17 protein-coding genes are annotated in these 22861 nt (G+C 69.1%); 2 read left to right on the forward strand and 15 right to left on the reverse strand.

Features of this window, described 5'->3' with window-relative positions; genetic code table 11:
• Positions 1-255 precede the first annotated feature (255 nt).
• From IEY89_RS20555 to IEY89_RS20565, 3 genes are all read right to left on the reverse strand, one after another.
• Positions 256-1113: a TIGR03936 family radical SAM-associated protein gene (locus IEY89_RS20555; protein WP_189148911.1), complete on the reverse strand. Its 858-nt coding sequence runs from the start codon at positions 1111-1113 to the stop codon at positions 256-258.
• Between the two features lie 46 nt (positions 1114-1159).
• Positions 1160-2383: a hypothetical protein gene (locus IEY89_RS20560; RefSeq protein ID WP_189148912.1), complete on the reverse strand. Its 1224-nt coding sequence runs from the start codon at positions 2381-2383 to the stop codon at positions 1160-1162.
• A 187-nt stretch (positions 2384-2570) separates the two neighbouring features.
• The gene (locus IEY89_RS20565) at positions 2571-3548 is read right to left on the reverse strand and encodes a glycosyltransferase (protein WP_229695330.1); all 978 of its coding nucleotides are present in this window, start codon (positions 3546-3548) and stop codon (positions 2571-2573) included.
• Between the two features lie 225 nt (positions 3549-3773).
• Here IEY89_RS20565 and IEY89_RS20570 point away from each other — a divergent pair, with 225 nt between their 5' ends.
• Complete coding sequence (locus tag IEY89_RS20570; RefSeq protein WP_189148913.1) at positions 3774-4595, forward strand: hypothetical protein; 822 nt, start codon at positions 3774-3776, stop codon at positions 4593-4595.
• A gap of 69 nt (positions 4596-4664) precedes the next feature.
• Here IEY89_RS20570 and IEY89_RS20575 read toward each other — a convergent pair whose 3' ends face one another.
• The 11 genes from IEY89_RS20575 to IEY89_RS20625 all read right to left on the reverse strand — a co-directional run bounded on the left by IEY89_RS20575 (position 4665) and on the right by IEY89_RS20625 (position 20281).
• Complete coding sequence (locus tag IEY89_RS20575) at positions 4665-6587, reverse strand: TIGR03960 family B12-binding radical SAM protein (RefSeq protein WP_189148914.1); 1923 nt, start codon at positions 6585-6587, stop codon at positions 4665-4667.
• Between the two features lie 109 nt (positions 6588-6696).
• Complete coding sequence (locus IEY89_RS20580; protein WP_189148915.1) at positions 6697-8199, reverse strand: CYTH and CHAD domain-containing protein; 1503 nt, start codon at positions 8197-8199, stop codon at positions 6697-6699.
• Positions 8200-8393: 194 nt separating this feature from the next.
• Positions 8394-9593 carry a rod shape-determining protein RodA gene (gene rodA, locus IEY89_RS20585; protein ID WP_189148916.1) on the reverse strand — a complete coding sequence of 400 codons (1200 nt, stop codon included), beginning with the start codon at positions 9591-9593 and terminating at the stop codon, positions 8394-8396.
• Positions 9590-11854, reverse strand: a complete 2265-nt coding sequence (gene mrdA, locus IEY89_RS20590; protein ID WP_189148917.1) for a penicillin-binding protein 2 — start codon at positions 11852-11854, stop codon at positions 9590-9592. The genes rodA and mrdA overlap by 4 nt, the downstream gene beginning before the upstream one ends.
• Positions 11855-11973: 119 nt before the next feature.
• A complete protein-coding gene (gene mreD, locus IEY89_RS20595) occupies positions 11974-12645 on the reverse strand; it encodes a rod shape-determining protein MreD (RefSeq protein ID WP_189148918.1) in 672 nt (223 codons plus the stop codon).
• Between the two features lie 15 nt (positions 12646-12660).
• Positions 12661-13605: a rod shape-determining protein MreC gene (mreC, locus tag IEY89_RS20600; protein WP_189148919.1), complete on the reverse strand. Its 945-nt coding sequence runs from the start codon at positions 13603-13605 to the stop codon at positions 12661-12663.
• 157 nt (positions 13606-13762) lie between these two features.
• Positions 13763-14782, reverse strand: a complete 1020-nt coding sequence (locus IEY89_RS20605) for a rod shape-determining protein (protein ID WP_189148920.1) — start codon at positions 14780-14782, stop codon at positions 13763-13765.
• A 358-nt stretch (positions 14783-15140) separates the two neighbouring features.
• Positions 15141-15554, reverse strand: coding sequence for a nucleoside-diphosphate kinase (gene ndk, locus IEY89_RS20610; protein WP_164406615.1), 414 nt, complete (start codon positions 15552-15554; stop codon positions 15141-15143).
• A gap of 67 nt (positions 15555-15621) precedes the next feature.
• Entirely contained in the window at positions 15622-15984 is a 363-nt protein-coding gene (locus IEY89_RS20615; protein ID WP_189148921.1) for a DUF4233 domain-containing protein, read from the reverse strand.
• Between the two features lie 6 nt (positions 15985-15990).
• Complete coding sequence (gene folC, locus IEY89_RS20620; RefSeq protein ID WP_189148922.1) at positions 15991-17475, reverse strand: bifunctional tetrahydrofolate synthase/dihydrofolate synthase; 1485 nt, start codon at positions 17473-17475, stop codon at positions 15991-15993.
• A gap of 181 nt (positions 17476-17656) precedes the next feature.
• Complete coding sequence (locus tag IEY89_RS20625) at positions 17657-20281, reverse strand: valine--tRNA ligase (protein ID WP_189148923.1); 2625 nt, start codon at positions 20279-20281, stop codon at positions 17657-17659.
• 136 nt (positions 20282-20417) lie between these two features.
• On the opposite strand from IEY89_RS20625, the gene IEY89_RS20630 reads away from it, so the two are divergent.
• Positions 20418-21383 carry a hypothetical protein gene (locus IEY89_RS20630; RefSeq protein ID WP_189148924.1) on the forward strand — a complete coding sequence of 322 codons (966 nt, stop codon included), beginning with the start codon at positions 20418-20420 and terminating at the stop codon, positions 21381-21383.
• 93 nt (positions 21384-21476) lie between these two features.
• Here the strand turns inward: IEY89_RS20630 and clpX are convergent, their stop codons facing one another.
• Positions 21477-22763, reverse strand: a complete 1287-nt coding sequence (gene clpX / locus IEY89_RS20635; RefSeq protein ID WP_189149022.1) for an ATP-dependent Clp protease ATP-binding subunit ClpX — start codon at positions 22761-22763, stop codon at positions 21477-21479.
• Between the last annotated feature and the right edge of the window lie 98 nt (positions 22764-22861).

The following is a 22861-nucleotide window of genomic DNA, read 5'->3' on the forward strand; positions in this document are numbered from 1 at the left end:
CTCCCGTCAGGCTCCCGGGCGCCGCGCACCTGGTCCGGCTTGGGTGCCGGTGACGTCCGCGGCTCGCGCAGTGCGCGGTGCCGCCGTCCGGGGCGCGGGCGCCGCACGGGAGCTCTCTGTGTCCTGTCTCGCCGGTTCCGTACGCCATGTTGCGTACGGCCTGGCGAAAGTCTTGTGGTGGGTGCGCTGCCCGACCCAGGTGGCTCCCGAGTACCAGGGCGACGCTACGACGTGCGTCCCTTCGCGGGACCTTCCTTACGCCGGCGCCTGCGACGCGGCGGCAGTCGGAGTGGCCATGGAGAGGGCCACCGCTGCCTCGCGGTCGGGCGCGAGCGGGTCGGTCACCGTGCCTGTCTCTTCATCGAACAGCCCCTGCGCCAGCCTGGTCACCGCAGCGGGGACCGGCGGCGCCAGGTCGGCCACGGCGCGGAGACCGGACAGGACGTCGTCGGGTCGAACAGCAGGCGTCACGTGCCGAACAACCAGCCGCAGTATCGCACAGGGCTGGTCCGTAGGCCCAGCAAGGGGCGCGGGGCCAGCCGCTCCAGTGGAGCCGACGCTCGCGGCGGGCTGTGGACCGTGCGTCTCAAAACGAGTTTCGACACTCGCCCCAACGCCTGCTTCACATGCTTCGAGACCCTCGACCGCACCTCGCGCGTCGAAGGTTCTCATGCCGTTCTTGGCGAGGCGCTGGACCTCGACGGTCTCGGCGGCGTTGAAGATGTCGACGGCGCGGCGCGCGTCCTCGGGCGCCACACCCTCCAGTCGCAGCTCCCATACGGAAGCCGTGAGCCGGTCGGCGAGCCCGGAGGTCCGGGCCTCGACCGCGTCGACGATGTCGAGCCCGGCGGGCAACGACTCGTCGAGCAGCTCACGCAGCTTGTCGGGATCGCGCGCTTCGGTGAGCGCGATCTCCAGATACTCCGCCTCACTGCCCGTGCCGGTGGGTGCGGCATTGGCGTACGACACCTTCGGATGCGGCGTGAACCCCGCCGAGTAGGCCATCGGCACCTCGGCTCGGCGCAGCGCACGCTCGAAAGCGCGCTGGAAGTCACGGTGGCTGGTGAACCGGAGGCGGCCACGCTTGGTGTAGCGCAGTCGGATGCGCTGCACCGCGAGTGCGGGCGGCGGGCCTTCGGGCTGTCGCTTGCCCAGTGTCCTAGTCCTTCGTGAGTGCGGTCGTACTCCTACCAAGAGTACGTCCGTCGGCGCTTCCTGGTTCCCGCCGGGGCACCGGGACCGCCTGCTGACGCTCCTCGCCCGACTTCCCGAAGAGCATCCGGCGGAAGTCGGCGCGCGCCTGCCGTGCCGAGTCGCGCGCGGCGGCCAGCGCCTGCCGGGTGAAACGGCCCACACTGCGCGCGGCCTCGGCGGCGGGCCGCAGAACGGCGTCCCGCACGACATGCCCGACGGGCGTCAGCACGGTCAGGTACACCCAGCGCACGGGCTCCACGAAGATCCACCGCAGGAGGGTCCCCAGGAACCGTCCGACGGCGAGCGAGACGTGCCCGGCGATCCGCCAGGCATGCCCGAGCGCGGTACCGACCTCGCGCCCGATCACCACGAGAACGCGTCCCACGGGCGTCAGGACCCAGCGCCACAGCGCGAGCGCGGGCAGCACGAGGAGCAGGCGCAGCACCCAGTAGAGAACGAACCCGATCCCGGTGACCCCCATGCTCACCAGCCACGCGACCCCCCGGGCACACCAGGCGATCGCCCTCCCGACCGGCGTCAGAACCCACGCGTAGAGCCACCGCGCGGGTACGACGACCAGATACCGCACGAGCCAGGCGGCGGCGCCGTACACACCGAGCCCGACGGCGGCGATCACCGCCCCGAGCCCTCTGAGCACCCACAGGACCCCGTGCCCCCCAGGCGTGAGCACGCGCGCGTAGAGCCACCCGAGCCCGGCGCCGATCCCCAGGTACACCCACAGCACCCCGTGGCCGAGAGGCGTCAGCACACGCGCGTAAAGCCATCCGAGCCCGGCACCGATCCCCCGGAAAACCCAGGCGACCCCGTGGCCGAGGGGCGTCAGCACATACCGGAAGAGCCACACCAGAGGTACGACCACGAGCACGTTCCCGAGCCACCCGAGCGCCTTGGCGAGGGGCACGACGACGTACCGCCACAGCCCGACGAACGGCCAGACGAGGACGGCCCACGCGACCCAGGCCAGTGCCCGCCCGAGGGGCCGCAGCACGGCGTCGTTGAGGAGACGCCCGCCGGCGACGAGCGCGTCCCACACCATCCGTACCGGCACGACCAGCACGAGCACGACGATGCGCACGGGGAGGCGAATCGCAACGACGAGACACCCCTCGGGCTGCCGCTCGGGCCGCTCGGGCTGCCGTGCCTCGGCGGCCGGTTTCTCCAGATCCATACCGACGTAGACGCACCAACCCCCTGTCCGGATGCGGTGTACCCGAAAAGTGATCAGGACGAGGGACATCGGCCGTAAACCTATGACTTATGTCCTGCCGTCCCGTTGGCCGGCGCCGAACACGGGTGGCTTTCCCCGGGGAGGCACATACGCCCCTCTCGCCTACGCGGCCTAGGGCGACGCGCTTCTACACCTCGTTCGCACTCGCCACGGTGGTCTGCTCCCGCCCGTGACGGCCGCCGGACGGTCCGGGGACCGCGGGGGCGGTCTGACCGACCGCGAACTCGCGGTTGAGGACGGTCTGGCGGCGGATCGGCTCGGGCAGGTCCGGCATGGCCAGCAACCTGTCGCACGCCTCGATCGAGGCAGCGTAGTCGCCCACCCAGTAGGCGGTGATGGAGTACTCGAAGAGCAGACCCCACCGGTACACCCACGACCTGGTGAACAGCAGGTCGTCCGGTTCCGGGGTGCCGACGACGCCCCCGAGGAGGGCGTGCGCGGTGCGGTAGCGGCCCTTCACGCGCAGGCGTGAGGCCAGCTCGTAGCACGCTTCGAGGCGCGAGGGCCGGGCGTCCCAGGCCCGGGAGAACGCGTCCATCGCGCCCGGCCAGTCGTCGCGCCGCGCAGCAGCCGCGCGTCGCGCTCGAACCTGTCGCTCCGGCAGCCGCCGTCGGCATGGTCCTCGATGACGAGAGCGTCCAGGTTCTCCTGGACGTCGGGCCCGTCCGACTCGTCCGTGCACGGGTACTCGTGGGTGACACCTTCGTAGCGCCACGTGCGGTCGCCCCGCATGAGGTTCTTGAAGCGGGTGCTGGGTGCCGGGGGTGTCGTACCGCAGCATGTAGGACGTCGCCGTCAGGAGGGGCAGCGGCGCGTCCTGGCGCATGACGTGGTCGGCGTCGAGGGTGAGGAGATAGTCGGCCTTGCCACGGGCGCGCTGGATGTTGCCGGTCCGGTTGTGCCCGAAGTCGACCCACGGTTCCTCGTGGAGTTCACCCGGGATGCCGTCGAGCGTTGTGCGGATCAGGTCCTGTGTGCCGTCCGTGGAGCCGGTGTCACAGATGATCCAGTGGTCGATGAGGTGCCGTACGGAGCTCAGGCACCGTTCGATCACCTGCGCTTCGTTCTTGACGATCATGCAGAGGCAGAGAGTCTGCTTTTTCACGGCGCCAATGTGACATGTGCCGGATACATCCCGATTCGCGCACGCGGAACGCGTCGCACGGGTAACCCATCCGAACGCACCGATTAGTCCTATACGTGGATAAACGCACGACTCTCCGCCCGTATTGCCGCTCCGCGCATCGCACTCAGGTAAAGCTCGCCCTCGTGTTCGGGACACCCCGAACCGGTCGAGGCAAGAAGGCAAGTCGACGCAAGGAGCACACCGATGAGTCCTGACCACAGGACGCGTTCGCTTCTCGGGCCACTGGCACGGGACAGGTTCAAGAAGGCCGGAATGGTGGCCTCACTCGCACTGGTCCTGGCCGCGAGCGTGGCCGGCCCGGCGACGGCCGCGGCGCGCGGTGTGGGCGACCACACCGCCCGAGCGAGCCACTACAGCGGCGGCGACAAGGACAAGTGCAAGAAGCAGTCTTCCAAGCACCGCACCGCCTCGACCACCCAGGGCGGCAAGGACAAGTGCCAGGGCCCGACCGGTCCGACCGGTCCGACCGGCCCGAAGGGCTCGACCGGCCCCACCGGAGCAACCGGCGCGACGGGCGCGACCGGACCAACGGGCCCCACCGGCCCCATGGGCAACACAGGCCCCATGGGCAACACAGGCGCGACGGGCGCGACGGGCACCCCGGGCCCCTGCTCCGATATCGACGCCTACCGCCCCCAGGGCAACGTCGAGTACCGCGCCGCACTGTCGACCGACGGACGCTTCTACGCGGGCATCCGCGACCTCACGGGCAGCGACGCCAACCCCATGCTGTGGACCGACCTCAGCACCCACACCGGCTACCCCGCGGGCGGCGCGGCGGGCGTACCCTGCGGCGCCTCCGTCGGCGAACACCAGGCGTCAGGGGGTATCCAGTTCGACCTGATCACCACCACGGGCCGGGTCTACGAACTCACCTGCCAGTTCGACGCCAACGGCCCCAACCCGGGAATCCTGGACTGCGGCACCAACGCCGGCAACCCCTGGGTCGAGACGAACAGACGCCCGGCTCCGAGCCAGACCAACGGCGGAACCATCGTCCCCTGACGACCACACGCAAAGGGGCGCCCAAGGGGTCACCGACCCTTCGGACGCCCCTTTGCGGCGTTCACCTCACTACTTCACGGTCAGCGGCAGCAACTTCGCCCCCGTAGGCCCGATTTGGATAGAAGTGTCCATCTGCGGACACACCCCACAGTCGAAGCACGGCGTCCACCGGCAGTCCTCGACCTCTGTCTCGTCGAGGGAGTCCTGCCAGTCCTCCCACAGCCAGTCCTTGTCGAGGCCCGAGTCAAGGTGGTCCCACGGGAGGACCTCCTCGTAGGTGCGTTCACGCGTCGTGTACCAGTCGACGTCGACGCCGAAGTCGGGCAGCGTCTTCTCCGCGCAGGCCATCCAGCGGTCGTACGAGAAGTACTCGCGCCAGCCGTCGAAGCGACCGCCGTCCTCGTACACCGCGCGGATCACCGCGCCGATCCGCCGGTCGCCGCGTGACAGCAGGCCCTCGACGATGCCGGGCTTGCCGTCGTGGTAGCGGAAGCCGATCGAGCGGCCGTACTTCTTGTCGCCGCGGATCTTGTCCCGGAGCTTCGTCAGGCGGGCGTCCGTGTCCTCGGCGGAGAGCTGCGGGGCCCACTGGAACGGGGTGTGCGGCTTGGGCACGAAGCCGCCGATCGAGACCGTGCAGCGGATGTCGTTCTGGCCGGAGACCCTGCGGCCCTCGGCGATCACGTTCATCGCCATGTCGGCGATCTGGAGGACGTCCTCGTCGGTCTCCGTCGGCAGACCGCACATGAAGTACAGCTTCACCTGGCGCCAGCCGTTGCCGTACGCGGTGGAGACGGTCCGGATGAGGTCCTCCTCGGACACCATCTTGTTGATGACCTTGCGCATGCGTTCCGAGCCGCCCTCGGGGGCGAAGGTCAGACCCGAGCGACGGCCGTTGCGCGTCAGCTCGTTGGCGAGGTCCACGTTGAAGGCGTCCACGCGGGTCGACGGGAGCGACAGCCCGATCTTGTCCTCCGTGTAGCGGTCCGCGAGCCCCTTCGCGATGTCGCCGATCTCCGAGTGGTCCGCCGAGGACAGGGACAGGAGGCCGACCTCCTCGAAGCCCGTCGCCTTCAGGCCCTTCTCCACCATCTCGCCGATGCCCGTGATCGACCGCTCGCGCACCGGGCGCGTGATCATGCCGGCCTGGCAGAAGCGGCAGCCGCGCGTGCAGCCGCGGAAGATCTCGACCGACATGCGCTCGTGGACCGTCTCCGCGAGCGGGACCAGCGGCTGCTTGGGGTAGGGCCACTCGTCGAGGTCCATGACCGTGTGCTTGGACACCCGCCACGGGACACCGGACCTGTTGGGTACGACACGGGCGATCCGGCCGTCCGCCAGGTACTCCACGTCGTAGAAGCCGGGGATGTAGACGCTGCCCGTCTTCGCGAGGCGGAGCAGGACCTCCTCGCGACCGCCGGGCCGGCCCTCCGCCTTCCAGGCGCGGATGATCTCCGTCATGTCGAGGACGGCCTGCTCGCCGTCGCCGATAATCGCCGCGTCGATGAAGTCCGCGATCGGCTCGGGGTTGAAGGCCGCGTGGCCGCCGGCCAGCACGATCGGGTCGTCGAGCGTCCGGTCCTTGGACTCCAGCGGGATACCCGCCAGGTCCAGCGCCGTCAGCATGTTCGTGTAGCCCAGCTCGGTGGAGAAGGACAGCCCGAACACGTCGAAGCCCTTCACGGGCCGGTGACCGTCCACGGTGAACTGCGGGACGCCGTGCTCCCGCATCAGCGCCTCCAGGTCCGGCCAGACGCTGTACGTACGCTCGGCGAGGACACCCTCGCGCTCGTTCAGTACCTCGTAGAGGATCATGACGCCCTGGTTGGGCAGCCCGACCTCGTACGCGTCCGGGTACATGAGCGCCCAGCGGACGTCGCAGCTGTCCCAGGGCTTGACCGTGGAGTTCAGCTCACCGCCGACGTACTGGATCGGCTTCTGCACGTGCGGGAGCAGAGCTTCGAGCTGCGGGAAAACCGACTCGACAGGCATCGCGGCGTTACCTTCGTGAGCTGACGGGGATGACCACCAAGCGTAACCCGCCCGGAGGGCTCCCCCGCCCGCGTGAAAACCGGTGCCGAGCCAGGTACTCGGCCAGGTGCTAGATCTCCGTCGAACCCCGAATCGTCCTCCACGTCTCCGGCAGCGTCTCCTCCACCCGCGCGGCCCGGCGCTCCTCTCGCCCGTACAGCAGCCCGTACGTGAAGGTGTCCTCCCCGGCCGCGTGCGCCACGGCGGACAGCTCGCCCAGCGTCGTGCGGACCATGACGCTGTCCTGGTGGTCGCCGAGCAGGCTCTGGAGGGACTTCATGGACTTGGTGAGCGTCCTGGCCGGGCCGCCGAGAGCCGGGGTCGCCGCCTCGGCGGCGTAGCGGGTGCGCTTGGCCTTCTTGCGTGCCTCGTGCAGCCCGAGGTCGCGGTCGGTGCCCGGCGGCTGCCCCATGGCCTCCTCGATCAGCGCGGACACCTTCGCGAAGTCCTTGCGTACGGCCTCGGCGAGTACCTTGTCCGGCTTCTTCGCCGCCGCCTTGAGCACCGGAGGCTCGGCGACCACGGCGTCCAGGGTGTCGAGGAGCGTCAGATAGCGCGGGGAGTCCAGCACGCCGAGCAGTCGGCGGCGGGCTCCTCCGTACTCGGCCTTGGACCAGGCGCCCAGCCGGTCCCGGACGGGGCCGTGGAGGAGGGTGGGGGGCAGTTCGTCGAGGACCGTGCCCAGGTGTTCCGCCAGCACCTCGTGGTCGCGGCCCACGCCGAGCTCGCCTGCGAGCCACTTCAGCTCGTCGCCGATCGGGTCGGTGACCTTCCGGTCGAGGACCGTGCGGAAGGACGTGAACGTGCTGCGCAGACGGCGGGTGGCGACCCGCATGTCGTGCACGGACTCCTCGGTGTCCTGGCGTACGGCCGGGTCGAGGTCGACGATGGCGTCCCGCTGGGCGCGGACGTAGGCCAGGACGTGGTCGCCGGCGGTGACGGGCTCGGCGGGTTCGTCCTTCGGGCGCGGGTGTCCGCCCTTGGTCTCCGCCAGCGCCCGGGCCAGCTTCGACGTGGACTTCGACGGCCGCACGCCCGCCTTGCGCAGGCGCTTCTCCACCTTGTCCAGGAGGGCCGGATTTCCGCCGTCGGCGAGCTCCACCTCGATCTCGGTCCACTGGGCGGTGCCCTCGCCGCCGAACAGCCGTTCCGCCCGTACGGTGTCCACGCCGACCTCGGCGAGTTGCCGGCCGTCTGAGTCGACGAGGTCGCGCAGGTCCCGTGTGGAGCGCAGCCGCACCACGGGCACGAGCTGGCCCTCGCGGATCCGGGCGCGCACCAGGCCCGCCAGTTCGTCGGGGACGGTGTCGGAGAGCGGTACCTGGATCTCGTCCCGCACCCCTGGGGCGACCGGGAGTTTCAGGTGCCAGCCGGCGTCATGGCCGCCGGTGCGGCGGCGCAGCGTGATCGACGCGGCGGCCAGCCGCAGGTCCGAGGTGTCGTAGTAGGTCGCGTCCAGTTCGGCGGTGCCCTTGTCGAGGACGTCCGCGACGACGGCGACGCCGGTCAGGTCGGGCAGCCCGCTGTCGTCGGATTCGTACTTCCGCTCGATTTCCCGCTTTGTGTCCGCCATGAATCGAATCTAGTCACGATTCCGCCTCGATGGCAGTACCCAAAGGGTGTTTATTGGCCATCCAGGACACCTTCACCGTTCCCCTGCACGACACCCGCCGGTCACTTCCGGGGAGCGAGGCACCTGTCGAAATGCGGCTCCGCCGCGTGGGCGCGGCCGGCCCGCAGCCGACACACCGCACCTCCCGCGGAGAGCTACGCCGACATCGGCCGTTGCACCCTGATCGACTGCAACAGCCCCACGGCCACCCACACGGCGAACATCGACGATCCTCCGTACGACACGAAAGGCAGGGGCAGACCGGCGACCGGCATGATCCCCAGGGTCATCCCGATGTTCTCGAACGACTGGAACGCGAACCACGCGATGATCCCGGCGGCGACGATCGTGCCGTACAGCTCGGTCGTCTCGCGGGCGATACGGCAGGCGCGCCACAGGACCACGCCCAGGAGCAGGATGATCAGACCCGCGCCGACGAAGCCGAGCTCCTCCCCCGCGACCGTGAACACGAAGTCGGTCTGCTGCTCAGGTACGAACTGGCCCGTGGTCTGGGAACCGTGGAACAGGCCGGTGCCCGTGAGGCCGCCGGAACCGATCGCGATCCGCGCCTGGTTGGTGTTGTAGCCGACGCCGGACGGGTCGAGTTCGGGGTTGGCGAAGGCGGCGAAGCGATTGATCTGGTACTCGTCCAGGACCCCGAGCTGCCAGATCAGGACCGCGCCGAGGGCGCCCGTGCCGAGCAGGCCGAAGACCCAGCGGTTGGAGGCGCCGGAGGCCAGCAGCACCCCGAGCACGATGATGACCATGACCATGACCGACCCGAGGTCGGGCATCAGCATGACGATCATCATCGGTACGGCGGCCAGGCCCAGCGCCTGGAGCACCGTGCGGTGGTCGGGGTAGGCCTTGTCGCCCGCGTCGACCCGGGCGGCCAGCAGCATCGCCATGCCCAGGATGATCGTGATCTTCACGAACTCCGAGGGCTGGAGCGAGAAGCCGCCGCCGAGCACGATCCACGCGTGGGCGCCGTTGACGGTCGCGCCGAGCGGGGTCAGCACCATGAGGATCAGGAAGACCGAGAGGCCGTACAGGATCGGCACGGCGGTGCGCAGGGTGCGATGGCCGAGCCAGACCGTGCCGATCATCAGGCAGAACCCGATGCCGGTGTTCATGAGGTGCCGGATCAGGAAGTAGTACTGGTCGCCCTGGTTGATCTCGGTGCGGTTGCGGGTCGCCGAGTAGACCAGGATCGCGCCCATGAAGGACAGCGCGAGCGCGGACAGCAGTATCGGCCAGTCCAGCCTGCGGGCCAGCGAGTCGCGGGCCAGCAGACGGGACAGGGACGAGCGTTCGGGGCCGTAGCCGGAGACGGAGAAGGTGTTCGCGCCGGTCATGAGATCGCCCTCCGCCTGCTCTGCGGCCCGCCCGTACTCCGGCTGCTACCGCGCCTGCGACGGGCTCGGTTGGCGCCCGTCCGTTCGGAGGCGACCGTGGCCGGTGGGAGCCCGCCGCCCGCGAGGGCGAGTGTCTCCTCGGTGGCCTCCTTCGGCGGCGCGTACGGCTTGATCTTCGGGGCGTCGATCGAGCCGTCCGACTCGATCTTCGGCAGGCTCTTCTGCGGGGTGGGCAGCAGCGCCTTCCTGTTGTCGATCGTGCCGTCCGGGGAGACGCCGTACAGAGCCTCGTATATCTTGCGGACGGCCGGGCCGGAGGCTCCGGAACCCGTACCACCCTGGGAGATCGTCATGACGATCGTGTAGTCCTTGGTGTACGTCGCGAACCACGAGGTGGTCTGCTTGCCGTAGACCTCGGCCGTACCCGTCTTGGCGTGCATCGGGATCTTGTCCTGCGGCCAGCCGCCGAACCGCCAGGCCGCCGACCCGCGGGTGACGACGCCTTCCAGGGCACCGTCTATGTCCTTCAGGGTCGCCTTGCTGATCGGCAGCTTGCCGTGCGCCTTGGGCGCGATCGCCTGCACGGACTTGCCGTCGGCGCTGACGATCGCCTTGCCGACGGTCGGGTCGTACAGGGTGCCGCCGTTGGAGATCGCGGAGTAGATCGTCGCCATCTGTATCGGCGTGACGAGGATGTCGCCCTGACCGATCGAGTAGTTGACGGAGTCACCGGCGCGCATCAGGTTGCCTTCGAGGCAGTTCTCGTACGCGATCTGCTGGGCGTACGAGCCTCCCTTCTTGCCGTACTTGCACCAGGAGGCCTTGTTGGCCTTCCAGTAGTCCTGCTTCCACTTGCGGTCCGGGACGCGGCCGGCGACCTCGTTCGGCAGGTCGATGCCGGTCACGGCGCCGAGGCCGTACTGGTGGGCGGTGGTGTAGAACCAGTTCTTCGCGTTCTTGTTCGACTTCAGGCCGCCGTCCTTGGCCCATTCCTGGTGGGCGAGACGGTAGAAGACGGTGTCGCAGGAGACCTCGATGGCGCGGCCGAGGTTGATCGGGCCGTACCCCTTGGACTCGTAGTTCTGGAAGACCTGGCCGCCGATCGAGTACGAGCTGGAGCAGTCGTAACGCCCGTCGAAGTCGTAGCCCGCGTTGACGGCGGCCGAGGTGGAGATGACCTTGAAGATCGAGCCGGGGGCCGCCTGGCCCTGGATCGCCCGGTTGAGCAGCGGGTAGTTGGAGTTCTTCCCGGTCAGCTTGGTGTAGTCCTTGGCGGAGATGCCGCCGACCCAGGCGTTCGGGTCGTACGTCGGGTTCGACGCCATGGCGACGACCCGGCCCGTCCTGGACTCCATGACGACGACCGCGCCCGCGTCGGCCTTGTAGTTCTCGCTGGTGTTGTCGTCGTACTCGTCGCGGGCCTTCTTCATCGCGTCGTTCAGCTCGTACTCGGCGACCCGCTGGACCCGGGCGTCGATGCTGGTGACGAGGTTGGAGCCGGACTGGGCGGGGTCCGCCTCGGCGGTGCCGATGACGCGGCCGAGGTTGTCGACCTCGTAGCGGGTGACGCCGGCCTTGCCGCGCAGCTCCCTGTCATACTCCCGTTCGAGACCGGAGCGGCCGACCTGGTCGGAGCGGAGGTAGGGCGAGTCGGTGTCCTGCGCCTTGGTGATCTCCTCGTCGGTGACCGGGGAGAGGTAGCCGAGGACCTGGGCGGTGTTGGACCCGCCGGGGCCCGCGTAACGGCGCACGGCCTCGGGCTCGGCGGTGATGCCGGGGAAGTCCTCGGAGCGCTCGCGGATCTGGAGGGCCTGGCGGGCGGTGGCCTCGTCGGTGATGGGGATCGGCTGGTACGGCGAGCCGTTCCAGCAGGGCTGCGGCGTCTTGGCGTCGCACAGCCGGACCTTGTCCTTGACGTCCTTGGGCTTCATGCCCAGGACCCCGGCGAGCTTGGTGAGGACGGCGTCACCGTCGTCCCTCATCTTCAGCAGCTCGGTGCGGGAGGCGGAGACGACGAGGCGCGTCTCGTTGTCCGCGATCGGCACCCCGCGCGCGTCGAGGATCGACCCGCGTACGGCGGGCTGCACGACCTGCTGCACATGGTTGCCGGACGCCTCCTTGGCGTAGGCGTCCCCCTCCCGGATCTGGAGGTACCACAGACGGGCCCCGAGGGTGCCGAGGAGGGAGAGGACGAGGATCTGGATGACGACGAGGCGGATCTGGACGCGTGGCGTCCGGCCGGTCTCGGGAATGTTGGTCACTGGTGCTGCCTCCGCCTCTCAGTTCGCGTGCGGGACACGGACGTACGAGGCATACGAGTACACGGTCGAGCTGTGAGTGTGGGCAGGGGCGTCGGTGTCGGAGTTCGGCCGGCGGGCGGTCACAGGCGCTTGACCCCCTTGATGCGGCCGGCGCGAGCCGCCTTCGAGCGGACCGCCTTCATCTTCAGGCCGCCACGCTGGCTGCCGATACGCAGGCCGGTGCCGGAGGAGAGCCAGCCCGAGGCGATGTCGGCCTTCTTGGCCGAGGAGTTGGCCTCGGCGAGCGGGTCGTTCTCCGCTCTGCGGGCCAGGAACATGATGCCGGGGACCACGAACGGCGCGAGCAGCAGGTCGTACAGCGCGGCCGTGAACAGCAGGCTGCCGAGGCCGACATGGCGGGCGGCGGTGTCGCCGACGAGGGCGCCGACACCGGCGTACAGCAGGGTCGTGCCGACGGCGGCGGCGACCACGACGACCATCGGGCCGGTGGCCGACTTGAGCCGGCCGTTCTCGGGTTTGACGAGACCGGCCAGATAGCCGATGAGGCACAGCACCAGGGCGTAGCGGCCGGCCGCGTGGTCGGCGGGCGGGGCGAGATCGGCGAGGAGTCCGGCGCCGAAACCGACGAGGGCGCCGCCGACATGGCCGTACACCAGGGCGAGGCCGAGGACGGTCAGCAGCAGCAGGTCGGGGACGGCGCCCGGGAGATGGAGGCGGGCGAGGACGCTCACCTGGATCACCATGGCGACGACCACCAGGGTGGCGGAGAGGAGCATCCGGTTGAAACGCATGGGAGAGTTCAGCTCCTACTGCTCTTGCTGGAACTGGCCGTCGGCCTCTGACGCGGACGGTGTCACCGTCACGGTGACCGTCGGCGTGGGGATCGGCCTCGGCCTGGCCGGGAGGACGGTGTCGCGCGGGTCGGTGCGCGGGGCCTCGACGACGACACCGACGATGTCGAGCTTGGTGAAGCCGACGAACGGCGTGACGTAGATCGTGCGGGTCAGGTCGCCGCCCGAGGGGTCGACCCGGGACACGAACCCGACGGGCACGCCGGGCACGAACGGCTTGTCGGCCTGCGAGCCGAAGGTGACGAGCCGGTCGCCCTTCTGCACCTTGGCCTTGCCGTTGAGGAGCTGGACGCGCAGCGGCCGGTCGCCCTGCCCGGAGGCGAAGCCGAGTTCGTCGCTGCCCTCCATCCGCGTGCCGACGGTGAAGTCCGGGTCGTTGGCGAGCAGCACGGTCGAGGTGCCGGGGCCGACGGTGGTGACGCGGCCGACGAGTCCGTCGCCGTTCAGCACGGTCATGTCGCGCTTGACGCCGTCGCCCGCGCCGATGTCGATGGTGACCGTCCAGGAGAAGCCCTGGGCCGCTCCTATGGCGATGACCTCGGCGCCCTTGATGCCGTACTGCCCGGCGCCGGCCGACTTGAGCATCTTGTCGAGCTGGCCGAGGCGGCTGCGGTTGCGGTCGTCGCTGCCGAGACGGGCCTTGAGCGCCGCGTTCTCCTTCTCCAGCGTGGCGAGCCGGTCGTGCCGGTCACCGGAGTCGCGTACGGCCGAGACCGCGTCGCCGACGGGGTCGACCACGGTGGCCACCCCGTCCTCGACCGGCCCGAAGACGGCTGCCGCGGCCTGCCGGGCACCGTCGACCGGTGAGTCCTCACCGCCGCGGATGTCCACCGTGATCAGCGCGAACGCGATGGCGATCAGCAGCACCAGGAGCAGCCGGCTCTCTCGTGTGTCCCTCACGTGCGGCGGCGTGCCTTCCTCAATAGAGTTTTTTTGGGGCAAAGGGGTTGGGGCAGAAAGTTGGGCAGAAGAGTTGTTCGGGGGAGCTTATGCCTCTATACCAACGATCCGCCGTACGAGAGGAGATCATCTCGTACGGCGGAATCGAAGAGTTACGTCATCTGCGCGGCTGCGCGTCCAGCACCTGCTGGAGCGCCTCGAACTCCTCCACGCACTTCCCGGAGCCGAGCGCCACGCTGTCCAGCGGGTCCTCGGCGATGTGGATGGGCATACCGGTCTCACGGCGCAGCCGTTCGTCGAGTCCGCGGAGCAGGGCCCCGCCACCGGTCAGAACGATTCCGCGGTCCATGATGTCGCCGGACAGCTCGGGCGGGCACTTGTCGAGGGTGGTCTTCACGGCGTCGACGATCGCGTTGACCGGTTCTTCGATGGCCTTGCGCACTTCGGCCGCGGAGATCACGACGGTCTTGGGCAGCCCGGAGACAAGGTCCCGGCCACGGATTTCGGTGTGTTCGTCGTTGTCGAGGTCGTACGCCGAACCGATCGTGATCTTGATCTGTTCGGCAGTCCGCTCACCCAGCAGGAGCGAGTACTCCTTCTTGATGTGCTGGATGATCGAGCTGTCCAGTTCGTCACCCGCGACGCGGATGGACTGGGCGGTGACGATGCCGCCGAGGGAGATGACCGCGACCTCCGTGGTGCCGCCGCCGATGTCCACCACCATGTTGCCCGTGGCCTCGTGGACCGGCAGGCCGGAGCCGATGGCCGCGGCCATGGGCTCCTCGATGATGTGCACCTGACGCGCACCGGCCTGGGACGAGGCCTCGATGACGGCGCGGCGCTCGACACCCGTGATGCCCGAGGGCACACAGACGACGACACGGGGACGGGCGAGATACCGCCGCTTGTGAATCTTCAGAATGAAGTAGCGGAGCATCCGCTCGGTGATCTCGAAGTCGGCGATGACACCGTCCTTGAGCGGGCGCACGGCAACGATGTTGCCGGGCGTCCGACCGATCATCTTCTTCGCTTCCGATCCGACCGCGAGAATGCCACCGGTGTTGGTGTTGATCGCGACGACGGACGGCTCGTTGAGGACGATCCCGCGACCCCTGACGTACACCAGCGTGTTGGCCGTCCCGAGGTCGATTGCCATGTCGCGGCCGATGAACGACATTGAGTTCCCCATCAGGATTCGTCTGGCCTTCCCAAGTGAAGCGCGTGATGGCTCTGTTTCGGGGCGGCGAAGTGGGTGCGGTGGCGTACAGGCTTGCCAGGCTTACATCGTAGTCGCGCCTGCACGAACACCACGCGAGGGTCTTCGCCATTGTCAGCACGCGATGTGCCGCCTCGCTTCTGGAGACGGGCGTTCGGGGGTAGGCGTTCCCCCGATCGGCACGCATATGCCGGAGGACGGCCGGTTTTCGACGGCCGTCCCAGGTCAGGCATCCGAGTGAGGTGACGGTTCCTCAGGAAACGCGCGAACAGAAACTGCCCAAGAAGTTCACCGGCCGTACGCCGATGCCCCGGACGGGTCAGCCGCGGCCGGGGAAGAAGATCTTCAGCTCGCGTTCGGCCGACTCCTCGGAGTCGGAGGCGTGGATGAGGTTCTCGCGCACGATCACGCCGTAGTCACCGCGGATGGAACCGGGGGCCGCGGCGATGGGGTCGGTGGGTCCGGCGAGCGCCCGCACACCCTCGATGACCCGGTCGCCCTCGACGACGAGCGCGACGACGGGGCCGGAAGCCATGAACTCGACGAGCGGCTCGTAGAAGACCTTGCCCTTGTGCTCGCCGTAGTGCTGCTCCAGCGTGTCCTGGTCCAGCGTCCGCAGCTCCAGCGCGGTGATCCGCCAGCCGGCCTTGCGCTCGATCCGGCCGATGATCTCGCCGGTCAGGCCGCGACGGACGGCGTCGGGCTTGAGGAGGACGAGGGTGCGCTGAGTCACGAGGGTGGCTCCATTCGGGTCACGTGTGTGCGGTGGTCAGAGGCTACAGGGCCGGTCCGAGCGCGTGTCACGCAGCGTCAGGACTGGTACCGGTCGACTGGGTCTGCGCGGCGAAACGCGCCTTCGCCTCGTCGATCTTCCGCCCGTAGTGCACGGACGCCCACCACAGCGCGGCGAACATCGCGCCCATGAAGAACATCGTCGGCACGATGAAGCCGGACGCGATGAGCGCGATCTGCAGGGCCCAGCCGAGCTGCACCCCGCCGGGCCGGGTGATCACACCGCAGAGCAGCACGCACAGCAGCATGGCGATGCCGCTGACCGTCCACACGGTCGACATGGACAGGTCGGGATCCTTCATGGCGACGAGACCGGCGAAGCCGATCAGGAACACCTCGCCGATCAGGGTCGAAGCACAGAGCGTACGCATGGAAGGTCAGCCCCTCCCCAGGAGCAGTCGGGCCTCGCCGACGGTGATGACGGAGCCGGTGACGAGGACACCGCCGCCCGTGAACTCCCCGTCCTCCTCGGCGAGGGTGATGGCGGCCTCCAGGGCGTCGTCGAGACGCGGCTCGACCTGGACCCGGTCGTCGCCGAAGATCTCGACGGCGATGGCGGCCAGTTCGTCGGCGTCCATCGCGCGATGGCTGGAGTTCTGCGTGATCACGACCTCGGCGAAGATCGGCTCGAACGCTTCGAGCACCCCGCGCACGTTCTTGTCCCCGCTCGCCCCGACCACGCCGATGAGCCGGCTGAAGTCGAAGGCCTCGCCCACGGCCTCGGCCGTGGCCCGCGCGCCCGCCGGATTGTGCGCGGCGTCGAGCACGACGGTGGGAGAGCGCCGGACGACCTCCAGCCGCCCCGGGGACGTCACCGCGGCGAACGCCTTGCGCACGGTGTCGATGTCGAGCGGCTCGGGCCGCTGGGTGCCGACGCCGAAGAACGCCTCGACGGCGGCGAGGGCGACGGCCGCGTTGTGGGCCTGGTAGGCGCCGTGCAGTGGGAGGAAGATCTCCTCGTACTCCCCGCCGAGCCCGCGCAGCGTCAGCATCTGACCGCCGACGGCGACCTGTCGGCCGACGACCCCGAACTCCAGCCCTTCCCTGGCCACCGTGGCATCCACCTCGACGGCCTTCTTCAGCAGCACCTGGGCCGCGTCGACCGGCTGCTGGGCGAGGATGACGGTCGCGTCCTGCTTGATGACGCCGCCCTTCTCGACGGCGATCTCACCGGGCGTCCCGCCCAGCCGGTCGGTGTGATCGAGATCGATGGGCGTCACGACGGCCACATCGGCGTCGATGACGTTGGTGGCGTCCCAGCTGCCCCCCATCCCGACCTCGACGACGGCCACATCGACGGGGGCGTCGGCGAAGGCGGCGTACGCCATGCCGGTCAGCACCTCGAAGAAGGAGAGCCGGAACTCCTGCTGGGCGTCGACCATCTCGACGTACGCCTTGATGTCGTCGTACGTCTCCACGAACCGCTCGGCGGAGATCGGCGCACCGTCGAGAGTGATCCGCTCGGTGATCGACTGGACGTGCGGCGAGGTGTACCGCCCGGTGCGCAGGTCGAAGGCGCCGAGGAGGGTCTCGATCATGCGGGCGGTGGAGGTCTTGCCGTTGGTGCCGGTGATGTGGATCGAGGGGTACGCGCGCTGCGGCTCCCCCAGCACGTCCATCAGCGCGGCGATACGGCTGACGGACGGCTCCAGCTTGGTCTCACCCCAGCGCGTGGCGAGGTCCGCCTCCACCGCGCGCAGCGCCTTGTCGACCTCGGGGTCCCGGGGCCGGCCGGGCACGTCCGCGACCGCGGCTCCGCCTGCGGCGCGGAGGGTGCGGCTGCCGGCCTCGATGACCGCGAGGTCGGGGTCGCGGTCGGTCTCGGCGTCGATGATCTCGTCGAAGGGGTCGGTGTCGCTCACGGGGGCCAGTCTACGGACGGCCACTGACAGCGTCGTGCCCAGCCCGCGGAGTGGGTGGATGCGTTTGTGGGCCGGGTGCGGGTGCGATGTGGCTGGTCGCGCAGTTCCCCGCGCCCCTAGGTAGGTGAGGCCCCCCGGCGCCTTCAAGCTCCGGGGGCCCTCACCGCCGTACGACCGTCAGCTACGCCGACGGCATCCCGTCCAGCTGGGCCTGGATACGGGCGATGTCCTCGTCCGCCTTGGTGAGGCGGCCCCGGATCTTGTCCACGACGTTGTCCGGGGCCTTCGCCAGGAACGCCTCGTTGCCGAGCTTGGCCGTCGCCTGGGCCTTCTCCTTCTCGGCTGCGGCGAGATCCTTGGCCAGGCGCTTGCGCTCCGCCGCGACGTCGATCGTGCCGGAGAGGTCGAGGGCGACCGTGGCGCCGGCGACCGGGAGGGTCGCGGTGGCGCTGAAGCCCTCCTCCTCCGGCTGGAGGCGCAGCAGCTGGCGGATGGCCGCCTCGTGCGCGGCCAGCGCGGTGCCGTCGAGGGTGAGGCGGGCGGGGACCTTCTGGCCGTCCTGCAGGCCCTGCTCCTTACGGAAGCGGCGGACCTCGGTGACGACGGCCTGGACCGTGCGGATCTCGGCCTCGGCCGCCTCGTCACGGAAGCCACTGTCCTTCGGCCACTCGGCGATGACGAGGGACTCGCGGCCGGTCAGCGTGGTCCACAGCGTCTCGGTGACGAAGGGGACGACCGGGTGGAGCAGCCGCAGCATGACGTCGATGACCTCGCCGAGGACCCGGCCGGAGACCTTCGCCTGGTCGCCGCCCGCGAAGAAGGTCGTCTTCGACAGCTCCACGTACCAGTCGAAGACCTCGTCCCACGCGAAGTGGTAGAGCGCGTCGCTGAGCTTCGCGAACTGGAAGTCGTCGTAGTACGCGTCGACCTGCGCGACCGTCTTGTTCAGGCGGGAGAGGATCCAGCGGTCGGTCGCGGTCAGCTGCTCGGCGGCCGGGAGCTCGCCCTCGATGGTGGCGCCGTTCATCAGCGCGAAGCGCGTGGCGTTCCAGATCTTGTTGGCGAACTTGCTGGACGCCTGGACCCAGTCCTCGCCGATCGGGACGTCGGTGCCGGGGTTGGCGCCCTTGGCCAGGGTGAAGCGGACGGCGTCGGAGCCGTACTTGTCCATCCAGTCCAGCGGGTCGACGACGTTGCCGAAGGACTTCGACATCTTCTTGCCGCGCTCGTCGCGGACCAGGCCGGTCAGCGCGATGGTCTTGAACGGGGCCTCGCCGTCCATGGCGTACAGGCCGAACATCATCATCCGGGCGACCCAGAAGAAGATGATGTCGTGGCCGGTCAGCAGGACGTCCGTCGAGTAGAACTTCTCCAGGTCCGGGGTCTGTTCGGGCCAGCCGAGGGTGGAGAAGGGCCACAGGCCGGAGGAGAACCAGGTGTCGAGGACGTCGGTGTCCTGGGTCCAGCCCTCGCCGGCCGGCGTCTCGTCGTCGGGTCCGACGCAGACGACCTCACCGTCCGGGCCGTACCAGACCGGGATGCGGTGGCCCCACCACAACTGGCGCGAGATGCACCAGTCGTTGAGGTTGTCGACCCAGTCGAAGTAGCGCTTGGACATCTCCTCGGGGTGGATCGAGACCCGGCCGTCGCGGACCGCGTCACCGGCGGCCTTGGCCAGCGTCTCGACCTTGACCCACCACTGGAGGGACAGGCGCGGCTCGACGGTGGTGGAGCAGCGCGAGCAGTGCCCGACGGAGTGCGTGTACGGGCGCTTCTCGGCGACGATCCGGCCCTGTCCGCGCAGGGCGCCGACGACGGCGGAGCGGGCCTCGAAGCGGTCCAGGCCGAGGAAGGGACCGTGGACGGTGATGACCCCGTGCTCGTCCATGATCGTCATGTTGGGCAGGTTGTGGCGCTGCCCGATGGCGAAGTCGTTCGGGTCGTGGGCCGGGGTCACCTTGACGGCACCGGTGCCGAACTCCGGGTCGACATGCGCGTCGGCGACGACCGGAATGGAACGGTCCGTCAGCGGCAGCTTGATCTGCCTGCCGACGAGGTGCCGGTAACGCTCGTCGTCGGGGTGGACGGCGACGGCGGTGTCACCGAGCATCGTCTCGGCGCGCGTGGTGGCGACGACCAGACTGTCCTCGCCCTCGCCGTACCTGATCGAAACGAGCTCGCCCGCGTCCTCCTGGTAGTCCACCTCGATGTCGGAGATCGCCGTCAGACAGCGCGGACACCAGTTGATGATGCGCTCGGCACGGTAGATGAGGCCGTCGTCGAAGAGCTTCTTGAAGATCGTCTGGACGGCCTTGGACAGCCCCTCGTCCATCGTGAAGCGCTCGCGCGACCAGTCGACGCCGTCGCCGAGGCGCCGCATCTGGCCCAGGATCCGGCCGCCGTACTCCTCCTTCCACTGCCACACCCGCTCGACGAACTCCTCGCGCCCGAGGTCGTGCCGCGACTTGCCCTCCTCGGCAAGCTGCTGCTCGACCTTGTTCTGCGTGGCGATGCCGGCGTGGTCCATGCCGGGGAGCCAGAGCGACTCGTAGCCCTGCATGCGCTTGCGGCGGGTGAGGGCGTCCATGAGCGTGTGCTGGAAGGCGTGGCCCAGGTGGAGGGAGCCCGTGACGTTCGGCGGCGGGATGACGATGGTGTACGGCGGCTTCTCGCTCTTCGCGTCGGCGGCGAAGTAACCCCGTTCCACCCAGCGCTCGTACAGCTTCCCCTCTACCTCGGCCGGCGCGTACTGGGTCGGCAGTTCGGTGATGGGCGCTGTTGGCTGCTGCTGAGCGTTCTCGGTCACCCGGCCAGTTTAGAGGCGTCACCACCGTGTCCCGAAACACGTTTCTTTCGTAACGGTGGGACACCCGGCGCAACTCGGGCGTCCGGCCTGCGCGAGGATGTCAGGAACACATAAGCATCTGGAGGGGAACCCAGAAATGAGCCACAACCAGCCGGGTCCGTACGGCGGACCGCCGCAGCAGCCCGGACCGTACGGGCAGCCGGCCCAGCCGGGCCCCTACGGTCAGCCGCCGCAGGCGCCCCAGGGCCCTCCGACCGCTCCCCAGCCCGGCTACGGCTACCCCCAGCAGGCGCCTCCGCAGCCGGGCTACGGCTATCCGCAGCAGGCTCCCCCGCAGCAGCCCGGTTACGGCTATCCGCAGCAGCCCGACGCGTACGGCCAGCAGCCGCCGTACGGCCAGGCCCCGTACGGGGTTCCGCAGCCGCCGGCGCCGGGCGGCGGCAAGAAGAAGACGGGGATGGTCCTCGGTGCGGTGGCGGTCGTGGCCGCGATCGCCGTGGGGGCGTACTTCGTGCTGAGCGGCGGCAATTCGGGCGGTGGCTCCGACATCGCCGACGACGGCGCGCACAAACTGACGACGCCGGCGACCGTGCTCGACGGCGCGTACAAGAAGAGCGGGAACTCCGAGACCGGCGGGATGAGCGCCGACGAGATCAAGGACGCCGAGTCCTGGGGGGTGCAGAACCCCAAGGACGTCAGCGCCATGTACACCTCGGGCGAGAGTCTCACCGCCAAGAGCGTGTTGTTCTCCGGCGTGTACGGCACCATCGACGACCCGGAGAAGGTCGTCGACGCGATGTTCGCCCAGATGAAGACGGAGTCGGCGAAGAGCACGTCCTCCGGCGACGGCAAACTCGTCGGCAGCCCGCAGGAGGTCACGCCGGCCGGCTTCGACAACGGCATCATGAAGTGCCAGGAGATCGAGAGCACCCAGTCCGGCAAGACGACGAAGATGCCGTTCTGCATCTGGGGCGACCACAGCACGCTCAGCTACGTCCTGTCGTACGACCTCGCCGCCATGGCCACGGGCAAGTCCTCCACTGTGGCGGAGGCGGCCGATCTCGCCGCCAAGTTCCGCCAGGACGTGCGCGTCAAGGCCTGAACGCCTCAACGGCAACCTCAACTGCGGAGGGGCCCCGGTCTGTTGACCGGGGCCCCTCCGCAGTTGTCGTAATTCCCTTGTCCTGCCCCGCCGTTACGCCGTCTTCTGCTCGCCCGGGCCGCGTCCGCGCGCGTCCCTCGGGATCAGGGTCGGGTTCACGTTCTTCAGGACGACGTCCACCGTGATGACGACGCGGGCCACGTCCTTGCGGGACGGGACCTCGTACATCACCGCCTGGAGGACCTCCTCCATGATGGCGCGCAGGCCGCGGGCGCCGGTCTGGCGCAGGATCGCCTGGTCGGCGATGGCCTCCAGGGCCTCGCGCTCGAAGTCCAGCTCCACGCCGTCGAGTTCGAAGAGGCGCTGGTACTGCTTGACGAGGGCGTTGCGCGGCTCCACCAGGATCTGGAGGAGTGCCTCGCGGTCGAGGTTGTGGACCGACGTGATGACCGGGAGGCGGCCGATGAACTCGGGAATCATGCCGAACTTCACCAGGTCCTCGGGCATGACGTCCTCGAAGCGGTCCTTCGCCTCCAGCTCCTTCTTGGAACGGATCGTGGCGCCGAAGCCGATGCCCTTGGCGCCCGCGCGGGACTCGACCAGCTTCTCCAGACCGGCGAAGGCACCGCCCACGATGAACAGGACGTTCGTCGTGTCGATCTGGATGAACTCCTGGTGCGGGTGCTTGCGTCCGCCCTGCGGCGGGACGGAGGCCGTCGTGCCTTCGAGGATCTTCAGCAGGGCCTGCTGGACACCCTCGCCGGACACGTCACGCGTGATCGACGGGTTCTCACTCTTCCGCGCGACCTTGTCGATCTCGTCGATGTAGATGATTCCGGTTTCGGCCTTCTTGACGTCGTAGTCCGCCGCCTGGATCAGCTTCAACAGGATGTTCTCGACGTCCTCGCCGACATACCCCGCCTCCGTCAGCGCCGTCGCGTCGGCGATGGCGAACGGGACGTTCAGCATGCGCGCCAGTGTCTGCGCGAGGAGGGTCTTGCCGGAGCCCGTGGGGCCCAGCAGGAGGATGTTCGACTTCGCCAACTCGATGGCGTCGTCACGGCCTTGACCGGTGCTGTTCTCCCCGGCCTGGACCCGCTTGTAGTGGTTGTACACCGCGACGGACAGGGCCTTCTTGGCCGACTCCTGCCCGACTACGTACCCCTCGAGGAACTCGTAGATCTCGCGAGGCTTGGGGAGTTCCTCCCACCTGACCTCGCTCGTCTCCGCGAGTTCTTCCTCGATGATCTCGTTGCAGAGATCGATGCACTCGTCGCAGATGTACACACCGGGGCCTGCGATGAGCTTCTTGACCTGCTTCTGGCTCTTGCCACAGAACGAGCACTTGAGCAGATCGCCGCCGTCACCGATGCGTGCCACGGTGTGCTTCCCCTTCGCCTGGGAGACGCCTAGGTCCAGCGACTCCTGGTGCTGCCTTATGTCCGACGGTACCTTGCCGGGCCCCTCGTTCGGGCCCC

The organism is Streptomyces lacrimifluminis (genome assembly GCF_014646095.1).
Classification (GTDB): Bacteria; Actinomycetota; Actinomycetes; order Streptomycetales; family Streptomycetaceae; genus Streptomyces; species Streptomyces lacrimifluminis.